The following is a 12,345-nucleotide window of genomic DNA, read 5'->3' on the forward strand; positions in this document are numbered from 1 at the left end:
CATGTATTTTTTATGCATGTTTTGTATTGCCATAACAAATACCGAGGTATAACATGCACTCAAAATACATGTTATGCAAAATACATAGGTAGCTGTTATGTCTATTCAAGTTAAAAACAATGTGAAATGGGTTGGTATCAAAGACTGGGAAACAGAATACTTCCACGGTACTGAGTACAAAATGGGCCGTGGTACGAGTTACAACAGCTACCTAATCCAAGAAGAAAAAACGGTTCTAATCGACACAGTCGATCATCAGTTCGACGAGCAATTCATTGCGAACCTAGAACAAGAAATTGACCTTAACCAAATTGATTACATCATCACTCAACATGCTGAGCATGACCACGCTGGTGCATTGTCTACGCTAATGGCAAAGATTCCAAACACACCGATCTACTGCACTGAGGCTGGCGTTGACAGCATCATTGGTCATCACCACCAGCCAGACTGGGATTTCCGAGTGGTCAAGACGGGTGACACACTTGATATTGGTAACGGCAAAGCACTTGTCTTTGTTGAGATGAAGATGCTGCACTGGCCTGATTCAATGGCTACTTACATGACTGGCGACAACATCCTATTCTCTAATGATGCTTTCGGTCAGCACTACTGTGATGAGCACCTGTTCAATGATGAGATGAATCAGACTGAGCTATTCGATGAATGCCAGCGCTACTTCTCAAATATCCTGACTCCGTTCGCACCGCTAGTTAAAGCTAAAATCGAAGAGGTTCTAGCACTTGGTGTTCCAATCGACATTATCGCCACATCTCACGGCTGTATCTGGCGCGAGAACGCGACTCAAATCGTAGAGAAATACTACGAGTGGTCACAAGCATACAAAGAAGATTGCATCACAATCGTTTATGACAGCATGAGTGGTAATACTCGAATCATGGCAGATGCGGTTGCTAAAGGTATTCGTAGCGAAAGCCCTAATACTGCAATCAAAATTTATAATATTTCTCGTCATGATAAGAACGTCATCCTCGCTAACATATTCCGCTCTAAAGGCGTGCTAGTGGGCAGCTCTACAATGAACAATGTCATGATGCCTAAAGTAGCGGCTCTGCTTGAAGAAGTTCATGGCCTGCGCTTCAAAGAAAAAGCGGCGGCAGCATTTGGGTCTTCAGGCTGGACTGGTGGTGCAGTGAAGCGCATTGATGCCCGTCTGAAAGAAGCTGGATTTAGCGTTGAAGCACCCTTGCACTTACACTGGAAACCAGACGGTGAAGGCGTTGCAACCTGCGTTGAGTATGGTGTGTCTATTGCCAAAGCATGGAATAACCAAAATGTTGTTGCGGCAGACATGGGCGAGAAACCTCAAGAGCCAGAGACTGTAACAAGTCAAACTGATGAACAGCTACAATCAGGAGTTCAAGTTCCTCTAGAAGCAGCTCAAGAAGCCGCTAAAGTGGAAGCGAATAAAGGGGATCACGCTGATGATTGCACTTGCTATATCTGCACTGTCTGCAATTGGATCTATGACCCTAAAGTTGGCGAGCCAAACCAAAATGTAGAACCTGGCACTTCATTCCATGATCTTTCAGACAGCTTCCTATGCCCAGAGTGCGGCATTGGCAAAGAAGTTTTTGAGCCATTGGCGTAAGGGAAAATACAATGAGCGATCACATTGTTATTGTTGGGAGCGGCTTTGCCGCTTACCAACTTGTAAAATCAATCCGTAAGCTAGATACCGCTACCGCTATTACCGCTATTACCGTTGTCACCGCTGACAATGGTGATGATTATGCGAAGCCCGATCTCAGCCATGTATTTTCACGGCAACAAACAGCCAGTGATTTAATTAAACAATCCGCAACAGAGTTTGCTCAAGCAAATGCAATCACATTGCTTAACAATACCAGGGTTGAAGCGATTGACTCAACGGGTAAACAACTCGATTACGTCAATAAATCAAGTAAAGGTACGCTGCAATATAGCAAGTTAGTACTCGCTACAGGCGCACAAGCTTTCGTACCTCCCTTTACAGGTAACGCCGCGGATGAGGTGATCACGCTTAATAGCTTGACGGAGTACGCAGCCAATCAGGACAAAATTGCAGCCGCTAAGTCAGTGTTAGTCCTTGGTGCTGGTCTCATTGGTACTGAGATTGCGATGGATTTATCGATAGCAGGAAAGCAAGTCACCCTAACTGATAAAGCCACTCATATCATGCCAAGCTTACTGCCTGAAATACTGAGTGCGTCGGTATATCAAACGATGGCGGAGCATGGTGTCGTACTCAAGCTAGGCCAAACCGTTGACAGTATTCATCGCCACCATCAGCAATTAATCGCCCAAACCAGTGACGGTCAGCATACCGAATATGACGTCATTATTGCTGCTATGGGGCTTAAATCAAATATCACTTTAGCGAAGCAAGCGGGTTTAACAATCCAACAGGGCATTGTGATTGATAGCCATCTGCAAACGTCACATCCCGATATCTACGCACTGGGTGATTGCGCAGAAATGGATGGGCAAGTACGGGCTTTCTTACAACCAACCATGCTATCAGCAATGGCATTAGCGAAAACATTAACGGGAAATCCAACCCCAGTTAATCTTCCAAATAGTTTGATAAAAGCAAAAACGCCGTGGTTCCCACTATCGCTTTCAGGTCAAACAACACGTAAAGATACTAAGTGGGAAATCATCAAGACTGAGAGTGGATATATAGCTAAAGCCTTTGATCCACAAACCAATAATTTGCTAGGTTTTGTCGCAAGTCACGATCAACAATCCTCAGCATTTCCTCTGCTAAGGCAGTTGCAATAACGGTTCAAAGCTTCACCTATACGCATTAAGCGAATTCCTCATCACGTTTGATGAGGAATACGCTATAATCGCGGCTCATGCACATCGAGTCAAAACCTACATGTACGATTTAACTTTCAACTTCGAAGAATTCCTTGCCGAATATTGGCAGAAAAAACCCACCATTATTAAAGGTGGCTTCAAAAACTTTATTGATCCAATCAGTCCTGATGAACTTGCAGGTCTTGCAATGGAAGACGAAGTTGATTCACGTTACATTGCCCAACATGGCGACGAATGGGAAGTTAAACACGGTCCGCTGACATTTGATGACGTACCAGAAGATCACTGGTCTTTCATCGTTCAGGCTGCAAACCATTGGCACGAAGGCGCAGCTCGCCTTGTGACATCATTTCGCCAACTACCAAACTGGTTGATGGACGATTTGATGATCAGCTACTCGACCCCTGGTGGCGGTGTTGGCCCTCATATCGATCAATACGATGTATTCATTACTCAAGGTTCGGGTAAGCGTCATTGGCGTGTTGGCCCTAAAAGTGACGATTACGAAGAAGAGTTTCGTCACCCTGCATTGCGTCAAATTAAATCTTTTGACCCTATCATCGACGATGTATTAGAACCGGGTGATATTTTATATATCCCACCGGGCTTCCCACACGATGGCTACGCAATCGAAACATCAATGAGTTTTTCGGTCGGTTTCCGTTCACCGAAAAAACAAGAGTTATTAAGCAGTTTTGCTGATCATGTAATTGCCAATGAAATTGGCGATGTGCACTATCACAACCCTGATTTACCTGCACGCAGTAACAGCGGTGCGATCTTAGACGCTGAACGTCAAGATTTAGAAGATATGATGCGTAGCTTATTGGATCACCCAGAGCTAATGAAAAGCTGGATGGGTGAACACCTGAGCCAAAGCCGTCATGAGCTAGATCTGATTGCTGCTGAACCGTCATGGGAAAACAGTGAAACACACCAATTCTTCATGGCGAACGAAACCTTAAAACGCCTTGGCGGTTTACGTGCTTTCTATTACCCTGAAACACCTCATATTGGCTATATCAATGGTGAAACCGTTGAATTACCAGAAGAGTGCAGCCAAGTGATCATTGCACTTTGTGATCAAGAAACACTTGATGGTGAAACATTAGGGGCTATGCGTGAGCACCCAGCCGTAATTGATCTGCTGACTCAGCTGATCAACCAAGGTTGCTGGTACCCTGCCGAGTAATTTCAAGACCGGCAAACCTATACAATAAAGCCGAATCTAATGATTCGGCTTTTTCATCTCTGATTTGGCGTAACGGATTGTTCAGACTTTAAACTGCCCCGTTAAGCGTTTTTGCTGCTCAGCCAACGCGGTTAAACGATCACTAATATCCGCAGAACTGCCCGCTTGATGCAAAATACTTTCACTCAACTCTCGAATATTCGAAACATTGCGGTTCACTTCCCCCGAGACCGCCTGCTGCTCTTGCGCCGCGCGCATGATTTGTTCGTTCATGGTTTGAATCGCCGTTACTGAATCAGTAATTTGTTCTAAACTCACGACAGCCTCAGACACCTGTGACGCAGTATTACCCGCCAAGTGGTTCCCTTCTTGAATCGCCGCGACCACACTCCGAGTACCTTGCTGTAATTGTTCGATGACTTCACGAATTTGCCCTACCGAATCTTGAGTCCGACTCGCAAGCTGGCGTACTTCATCAGCCACAACCGCAAAACCACGTCCTTGCTCACCCGCCCTTGCCGCCTCTATCGCTGCATTCAGAGCCAGCAAGTTTGTTTGTTCTGAAATGCCGCCAATTACTTGCAGTATTTCTTCAATATTTTTGCTGCTATTAGAAAGTTCATTTGCGACTGGCACCGCCAGCTCCATCCGTTCAACCAAACTCGTCATCGAACTCGCAGATTGCTGAATAACGCTTTGCCCTGCCATCGCGGCTTCACCCGCCTGCTGCGCAGCTTCCAGCGCGGTTTGGGTATGCTGTACCACTTCACCAGCGGTTTGTGTCATCTCTTCCGAAGCCGTCGCGACCATATCCACTTCTTTAAATTGCGCTTGGCTACCATCGCGACTATTGCTCGCCACTTTAGCCGCTTCACTGGCCGTGGTATCAACTTCATCAACCGCCACGACAACTTGTTTCATTGTCGTTTGCAACTTATCAAGAAAACGATTGAACCACATTGCTAACTGGCCCACTTCATCTTGCTGATCAAGCTGAATACGCTGGGTGAGATCACCTTCACCCGATGCGATATCTTCTAACCGAGCAGCCAACACCTTGATTGGAGCCACTAGCTTTGCAGAAGCGAATAACACAACCACTAACCCAACGAATGCCATCACCACACTGGCTATGATTTGCACCTGCGATGACTCAACCCGCAACGTATCAATGTTGGCATTCAATGCCGTTGCCTCAGCTAGCACCTTGCCTGTAGGGAGCTGAATAACAATCCCCCATGCTGATTGACCAAGTTCAACCGGCATATAAGCGGTTAACCATTGCTGATCAGCACTCCAATCGATGAATTCATCACCTGTCGCTAACCAAGTAGTAATCTCACTCGGGAGTGCATCGCTGGCACTATATTGGCTACCAATACGTTGACGACTTTGATCCCACGCGACAATTGTACCGTTATCGCTGAGCAAACTGACCTTGCCTGCACCATCAAACAGATTGCCATCAACATCAGAAATGACACTCTGCAACGCACTTAAATTAATATCGAGCCCCAGCAAGCCAATCGCTTGGCCTTCAACAATGAGTGGCGTGGTGATTGAACTGATTAGCATCTGATTAGCAGAACGCGTAGGGCTCAGTACACAGGCAGCTTGCTGAGCAATACTGCAACTAAACCGACGTTGTGCCGATGTTGTAATATCTGCTTCATTGATAATAGTTTGCTCTGGAGTCCCATCCTGCGCTGTCACCCAATAAGGTGAAAAACGCCCTGTCGAGTTGGCACCAACGTAATCGGCGCCATGGTAATTACCATCTTCACCATCCAAAGCGTTCGGATTAAATACAACAAAAGCACCACGAATATTACTGAAACTATCCACTGAACGACGTAACAGCTCATTGATTGAACCACGAAGCTCAGAACTATTCGTATAGTTTTCTTCCGCGTTAAACTTTAAGAAGAGCACACTCTGCGCCAACATTTCAGCACGGTACGCCGCTTCATCTAAATACTGCTTAACGTGAATAGCCTGACGCTGCGCTTGGACCCGCACCAAAGATTGAGATTGTTCTCTGAGCGACGAAAATGTCTGCTCATTCACCAAGCGTTGGCTTTGAGATGAGAAATAAAATGACAGGCCAGTAAGCACTGTAATTGTGGCGAGTAAACCCATACCAGCAAGTAGCGTAATTTTCCATTGCACTGAAAGCGACCGCATAACAACATCCTTGTGTAATGCCAAACCAAATTATAAAAGTAAAATAAGTGTTAAATTTAACCTTTATCAAGTCAGTTATCAATATGTTAAATCATTGACTATGAAGTCATTTTTATGACGTTCATAAACTCAAACCTAAATTACAGGCATAAAAAAAGCGCGGTTTTAACACCGCGCTCAAAGCCTGTCACAGGCTCGAATTGTTACACATTCAAACAAGCTACCGCATGAATATCATCGCCTTTTAACGATGGTCTTTGCTGAGCACAAGCTTCAGTTGCTTGCGGACAACGCGTACGGAACACACAGCCTGTTGGTGGATTTATGGGTGATGGTAATTCACCTTCCAACAACTGGATAGTCTTGTTTCTTTCTAGTTCGGGATCAGGGATCGGTACCGCAGACATCAGCGCGCGGGTATAGGGGTGCTTAGGTTCTGCAAATAACGCATCACTTTCGCCCATCTCCACCGCATTACCAAGGTACATAACCAGTACACGATCAGATATATGTTTAACGACAGACAAGTCATGGGCAATAAAAACTAAACTTAGTCCCATTTCTTTCTGCAGCTCTTTAAGCAAATTCACCACCTGTGCTTGGATAGATACATCCAAAGCAGATACAGGTTCATCACAAATGATCATTTTCGGCTTAAGAATAAGCGCACGAGCAATACCAATACGCTGGCACTGCCCCCCTGAAAATTCATGTGGGTAACGGTTAATAACGTTTGGTAGTAAGCCCACCTTGGTCATCATTTGTTTCACTTGCTCTTTTACCTCGTCCTCTGATAATTCAGGAAAGAAGGTTTTCAACGGTTCCGCGATGATCTCGCCGACTGTCATACGTGGGTTTAGCGACGCAAGCGGATCCTGGAAGATCATTTGGATCTCTTTGCGTTTCTCACGCAAAGCACTGTGCTGCAACTTCGTCAGATCTTGGCCCAACCAGACAACACTACCTTCTGTTGCTTCCACTAAGCCAATAACGGCACGAGCAAAGGTCGATTTCCCACAACCTGATTCACCTACCACACCCAAGGTTTCGCCTTCGTATAAACGAATATCAACACCATCGACGGCTTTAAGCTTTAATGGCTTAGCCCAAGGCCACGCTGATTTAGCCGCAATGTTAAAATGAACCTTAAGGTCTTTAATATCTAATAACAGATTCTTTTGAGTATTCATTACCACGTCCCCACATCAGAAAAACACGCACGTAGACGGCCTTCAGTGAAAGCTTTTAGATCTGGTGCTTCTTGCTTACAACGGCTTGTCACACGGTGACAACGGTCTTGATACGGACAGCCAACAGGCAAGCGAAGTAAGTTAGGTGGATTACCTGGAATCGTCGGTAATACTTCACCTTCTGTGTCTAAGCGTGGGATAGCGCGTAATAAACCTTCCGTATATGGGTGCGAAGGTTTGTAGAAAATCTCATCAATTTTGCCATATTCCATTGTACGGCCAGCGTACATAACGAGTACCTTGTCACAGCTACCCGCAACAACACCTAAATCATGCGTGATCATGATAATCGCGGTATTGAAATCTGTTTTAAGCTCGTTAAGCATTTCCATGATTTGCGCTTGAACGGTTACATCCAATGCGGTTGTTGGTTCATCGGCAATCAATAATTTAGGACGACAAAGCAGTGCCATCGCAATCATTACACGCTGGCGCATACCGCCAGAAAACTCGTGGGGATACATGGTAATACGCTTACGTGCTTCCGGGATTTTAACCGCGTCAAGCATACGAACAGATTCTTCGAAGGCTTCTCTTTTGCTCATGCCTTTGTGCAGCATCAACACTTCCATCAGCTGATCGCAGACTTTCATGTATGGGTTAAGCGAAGTCATGGGGTCTTGGAAAATCATCGCTATTTGCTCAGCACGAACTTTGTTCAGTTCTTTCTCTGGCAAATTTAGAATGTTACGGCCTTCAAATTCAGCACTGCCGCTGATGATACCGTTTTTAGCGAGTAGACCCATAATAGCGAATACAGTTTGGCTTTTGCCTGATCCTGATTCACCCACAATACCCAAGGTTTCACCTTGGTTTAGAGAAAAGTTTAGATCATTAACTGCGGTAACAATCCCGTCTTGCGTTGTAAATTCAACACGCAGATCTTTGACATCTAATAGGCTCATTGCTTCCTTCCTTATTTGCAACGGTTCAGCGCAGTGTTGCTTGATAGGGCTGCGCTAAACTATTGCAATATATCCATTAATTTGTTCTGTACCTGTTAGCAGGTGCTGTTGTTATCTGTCTTTCGGATCAAGCGCATCGCGCAGACCATCGCCGACATAGTTAAAGCAGAACAAAGTTACGACCATAAATGCAGCCGGGAACAACAGTTGCCAAATAGCAACTTCCATGGTTTGAGAACCTTCTTGTAATAATGCACCCCAGCTTGTCATTGGCTCTTGTACACCAAGGCCAAGGAAACTAAGGAATGACTCAGTCAGAATCATTGACGGTACTAGCAACGTTGAGTAGACCGCAACAATACCGAGTACGTTAGGAACAATGTGACGAGTAATAATTCTCCAGCGGCTTACACCACAGACTTCCGCGGCTTCAATAAACTCTTTACTGCGTAAAGACAGCGTTTGACCACGTACAATCCGCGCCATATCAAGCCAAGATATTGCACCAATAGCGACAAATATCAGCATGATGTTTCGGCCAAAGAATGTCACCAGCACGATAACAAAGAACATGAATGGAATGGAGTAAAGCACTTCCAAAATACGCATCATGATACGGTCGGTACGGCCACCAATAAAGCCAGATGTTGCACCATAAAGTGTACCAATCACAACCGCTACTAAGGCACCAAGAATACCCACCATCAAAGAGATTCGGCCACCAACCAACGTACGTGTGTACAAGTCACGACCTAAGCTATCAGTACCAAAAAAGTGACCTTCAGCGCCAAGGCTTGGCGCCGCGTGCAATGCATACCAATCGGTATCATCAAACGCGTACTGGCTGAACATTGGACCAAAAACAACCGCGAGAGTGATTAGCGTAAGAATCGTCAAGCTCACCATCGCAGCTTTGTTACGCTTAAATCGAGTACGGGCATCTTGCCACAAACTACGACCTTCAATTTCTAACTGATCAGAGAAGTTCTCGATAGCGTCAACGCTTTCCTTTTTAACTAACATCATCTTCTTGTTCTCCTAGTAACGAATTTTCGGATCAATGTACGCAAGTACAATATCAACGATGGCATTGAAGATAATGGTCAACGCACCAATTAGGATTGTCACACCCAGTACCAATGAGTAATCACGGTTGAAGGCTGCATTCACAAATAGCTTACCAATACCTGGTAGGCCAAAGATGGTTTCGATAACAACCGACCCTGTGATGATGCCGACAAACGCAGGACCCATGTATGACACAACAGGAAGAAGCGCAGGTTTAAGTGCATGTTTTAAAATGATGTAAGGGTAACTTAGGCCTTTCGCACGCGCGGTACGGATAAAGTTACTGTTTAGCGTTTCAATCATGCTACCGCGAGTGATACGAGCAAAAGTAGCAACGTAAAGCAACGACATACCAAACATGGGTAATAACATGAATTTCAGCGAACCGTCTTGCCAGCCACCAGCAGGTAACCAACCAAGATTAATCGCAAAGATATAGATCAATACTGGGGCGAGAATAAAGGAGGGCATGACGACCCCGGCCATTGCCGTAGACATTATGGTGTAGTCTATCCAGGTATTATGCTTCAAGGCGGCCACCGTTCCGACCGTAACCCCCATAACAACTGCAAAAATGAAGGCAAAGAAACCAATCTTTGCTGAAACAGGCAATGCCTTGCTTACTAGTTCATTAACTGTGAAATCTTTATATTTAAAAGACGGACCGAAGTCCCCTTGTAATACGTTGCCAAGGTAAGTGGTGTACTGCTCAAATACGGGCTTATCAAGGCCGTATTTCGCTTCAATGTTGGCCATTACTTCTGGTGGTAATGGACGCTCTGAAGAAAAAGGGTTACCTGGTGCAAAACGCATTAAGAAAAAAGAGATAGTGATTAACACCAACAAGGTTGGTATTGCTTCTAAAATCCTTTTAGCAATTAGTTTAATCATAATTTCTACCGAGTTTGGTCTGTGACAGAAGACACTACACCCAGTCCTGGGTGTAGTGTTTATTTATTATGCTTGCTGTTTATTTGTCAGCAATGATGTACATATCTTTAGAGAAAAGCTTATCTTCAGCGTTATTCATTGCTACACCACCCACATGAGGGTTCACAAGGCGAGCTTTAACATACTGATAGATAGGGGCAATTGGCATGTCTTTTGCCAGAAGTTTTTCAGCTTGGATGTATAGCGCTTCACGCTCAGCATCTGAAGTCGACGCCAGCGCTTTTTCCATGATTCCGTCGTACTCTTTGCTGTGGTACTTAGGATCATTTGAGCTGTTGTTACTTTGCATTAGTGACAAGAAGCTTGATGCTTCATTGTAATCACCACACCAACCCGCACGAGTTACATCAAAGTTACCTTGACGACGGTTGTCTAGGTACGTTTTCCACTCTTGGTTTTCAAGGTTAGTTGTCACACCTAGGTTCTTCTTCCACATAGAGGCAATTGCAACCGCAATTTTCTTATGGTTTTCAGAGGTGTTGTATAGCAGAGTAAACTCTAGCGGGTTGCTGCTATCAAAACCAGCTTCTGCCAGCAGTTCTTTCGCTTTAGCATTACGCTCTTTTTGCGAAAGCTTGCCGTAGGCAGGCGTTACTGGATTGAAGTTCGCAGTAATTTCAGGTGTTAGGAAATAACCAGACTTTTGGCCTTGGCCAAGCAATGCTTTCGTTACTATGTCACGGTCAATCGCATAAGATAGGGCTTTACGAACACGTGCATCATTAAACGGCGCTTTCTCGTTATTGAAACCGTAATAGTACGAACATAGGTTACCAACAATTTGTACATCTTCAGCATGTTGCTTTTGCAAGCGACGGAAGTGCTCGTTTGGTAATTCATTGGTGATATCAATTTCACCAGATAAGAAGCGGTTCATTTCCGCTACTTGGTTTTCGATTGGCAGGTAAGTTACTTGGTCGATAACTGTTTTCTTATCGTCCCAGTACTGCGTATTACGCTTAAGCACGATACGCTCGTTCACTACCCACTTATCAAGTACGAATGCACCGTTACCCACGAAGTTTGCAGGTTTAGTCCAATCATCACCAAATTTCTCTACTACTTTGCGATTTACAGGCTTAACCGTTGTATGGCCCATCATTTTCACAAAGTAAGGTACTGCAGATTCAAGTTCGATCTTCAGTGTATACGGGTCTACCGCTGTCACACCTAACGATTCTTTGTCTGCTTTACCTGCGATAATTTTTTCAGCATTCTTCATGGTGGTCATTTCTAAATACCATGAATAAGGCGAAGCTGTTGCAGGATCGACTGCACGCTTGAAGCTATAAACGAAATCGTCAGCGGTAACAGGGTCACCGTTAGACCATTTAGCATCTTTACGTAGGTGGAAGGTAAATGTGCGGTTATCAGTAGTTTCCCAGCTTTCAGCAGCACCAGGGATAGTGTTACCGTCACCATCTTGGTTAACTAAGCCTTCAAGTAGGTCACGGATAACGTTTGATTCTGGCACACCTTCAGTCTTGTGTGGGTCAAGCGAAGCAACTTCAGTACCATTACCTCGAACTAACTCTTGTGTAGCTGCCAGTTTTACACTCTCAGGCACTTCTGCTGCTAGTGCTGAAAATGACATAGCTGAAGCAGCCAGACCCGCACTTACTAATAACGCCTGAGTGATTTTATTCTTATACATGCATAACTCCAATACATTCTATCGTTGCGTCCATGACGTTCTTCGGTAGGCGTCTAATGTTACGCAATATTCACATCGTTAATCCTAAACAATGTAAATCTAACCGAAGAATTGCTCAAAACACTAACAGGCATTGAAGTAATTTGCCACAAAACTATCACAAAAAGCAGTATTATTCTTAATAACAGCTGAACAGGCAGTTATATCCACCACAAAGAAAGTCAGTTTCAGACAAAGTGTTTGTGATTTAGTAAAAACAAAGAAAGATCCGCCAAATCAGCCAAAAAAGGCTCATTTTTGAATAAATAATTATTG

Annotated in this window: 9 protein-coding genes; 3 read left to right on the forward strand and 6 right to left on the reverse strand. The window is 44.6% G+C overall.

Annotation, left to right across the window (positions count from 1 at the left end):
• Positions 1-97: 97 nt before the first annotated feature.
• From norV to ASV53_RS18485, 3 genes are all read left to right on the forward strand, one after another.
• Positions 98-1,612 carry an anaerobic nitric oxide reductase flavorubredoxin gene (gene norV, locus ASV53_RS18475; RefSeq protein ID WP_094958174.1) on the forward strand — a complete coding sequence of 505 codons (1,515 nt, stop codon included), beginning with the start codon at positions 98-100 and terminating at the stop codon, positions 1,610-1,612.
• A gap of 11 nt (positions 1,613-1,623) precedes the next feature.
• Positions 1,624-2,784, forward strand: a complete 1,161-nt coding sequence (norW, locus tag ASV53_RS18480; protein ID WP_094958175.1) for an NADH:flavorubredoxin reductase NorW — start codon at positions 1,624-1,626, stop codon at positions 2,782-2,784.
• Between the two features lie 100 nt (positions 2,785-2,884).
• On the forward strand, positions 2,885-4,018 hold the full coding sequence (locus ASV53_RS18485; protein WP_094958176.1) for a ribosomal protein uL16 3-hydroxylase: 1,134 nt from the start codon (positions 2,885-2,887) through the stop codon (positions 4,016-4,018).
• Between the two features lie 81 nt (positions 4,019-4,099).
• On the opposite strand, the gene ASV53_RS18490 is transcribed toward ASV53_RS18485, so the two are convergent.
• The 6 genes from ASV53_RS18490 to ASV53_RS18515 all read right to left on the reverse strand — a co-directional run bounded on the left by ASV53_RS18490 (position 4,100) and on the right by ASV53_RS18515 (position 12,030).
• On the reverse strand, positions 4,100-6,202 hold the full coding sequence (locus tag ASV53_RS18490; RefSeq protein WP_094958177.1) for a methyl-accepting chemotaxis protein: 2,103 nt from the start codon (positions 6,200-6,202) through the stop codon (positions 4,100-4,102).
• A 203-nt stretch (positions 6,203-6,405) separates the two neighbouring features.
• Complete coding sequence (oppF, locus tag ASV53_RS18495) at positions 6,406-7,392, reverse strand: murein tripeptide/oligopeptide ABC transporter ATP binding protein OppF (RefSeq protein WP_094958178.1); 987 nt, start codon at positions 7,390-7,392, stop codon at positions 6,406-6,408.
• Positions 7,392-8,357 carry an ABC transporter ATP-binding protein gene (locus tag ASV53_RS18500; RefSeq protein WP_062688496.1) on the reverse strand — a complete coding sequence of 322 codons (966 nt, stop codon included), beginning with the start codon at positions 8,355-8,357 and terminating at the stop codon, positions 7,392-7,394. The genes oppF and ASV53_RS18500 overlap by 1 nt, the downstream gene beginning before the upstream one ends.
• A 111-nt stretch (positions 8,358-8,468) precedes the next feature.
• Positions 8,469-9,380, reverse strand: a complete 912-nt coding sequence (oppC, locus tag ASV53_RS18505) for an oligopeptide ABC transporter permease OppC (protein WP_062688847.1) — start codon at positions 9,378-9,380, stop codon at positions 8,469-8,471.
• A 15-nt stretch (positions 9,381-9,395) separates the two neighbouring features.
• On the reverse strand, positions 9,396-10,316 hold the full coding sequence (oppB, locus tag ASV53_RS18510) for an oligopeptide ABC transporter permease OppB (protein ID WP_062688494.1): 921 nt from the start codon (positions 10,314-10,316) through the stop codon (positions 9,396-9,398).
• 79 nt (positions 10,317-10,395) lie between these two features.
• Positions 10,396-12,030 (reverse strand): ABC transporter substrate-binding protein, encoded by a 1,635-nt coding sequence (locus tag ASV53_RS18515; protein ID WP_094958179.1) that lies wholly within the window; start codon positions 12,028-12,030, stop codon positions 10,396-10,398.
• Positions 12,031-12,345: the final 315 nt, after the last annotated feature.

This window comes from Photobacterium sanguinicancri (assembly GCF_002265265.1).
GTDB classification, from domain to species: domain Bacteria; phylum Pseudomonadota; class Gammaproteobacteria; order Enterobacterales; family Vibrionaceae; genus Photobacterium; species Photobacterium sanguinicancri.

What these genes read in the sequence shown, in the direction of transcription:
- norV (WP_094958174.1), top strand. Translation starts at nt 98, where the DNA reads ATGTCTATTCAAGTTAAAAACAATGTGAAATGGGTTGGTATCAAAGAC.
- norW (WP_094958175.1), top strand. Translation starts at nt 1,624, where the DNA reads ATGAGCGATCACATTGTTATTGTTGGGAGCGGCTTTGCCGCTTACCAA.
- ASV53_RS18485 (WP_094958176.1), top strand. Translation starts at nt 2,885, where the DNA reads ATGTACGATTTAACTTTCAACTTCGAAGAATTCCTTGCCGAATATTGG.
- ASV53_RS18490 (WP_094958177.1), bottom strand. Translation starts at nt 6,202, where the DNA reads ATGCGGTCGCTTTCAGTGCAATGGAAAATTACGCTACTTGCTGGTATG.
- oppF (WP_094958178.1), bottom strand. Translation starts at nt 7,392, where the DNA reads ATGAATACTCAAAAGAATCTGTTATTAGATATTAAAGACCTTAAGGTT.
- ASV53_RS18500 (WP_062688496.1), bottom strand. Translation starts at nt 8,357, where the DNA reads ATGAGCCTATTAGATGTCAAAGATCTGCGTGTTGAATTTACAACGCAA.
- oppC (WP_062688847.1), bottom strand. Translation starts at nt 9,380, where the DNA reads ATGTTAGTTAAAAAGGAAAGCGTTGACGCTATCGAGAACTTCTCTGAT.
- oppB (WP_062688494.1), bottom strand. Translation starts at nt 10,316, where the DNA reads ATGATTAAACTAATTGCTAAAAGGATTTTAGAAGCAATACCAACCTTG.
- ASV53_RS18515 (WP_094958179.1), bottom strand. Translation starts at nt 12,030, where the DNA reads ATGTATAAGAATAAAATCACTCAGGCGTTATTAGTAAGTGCGGGTCTG.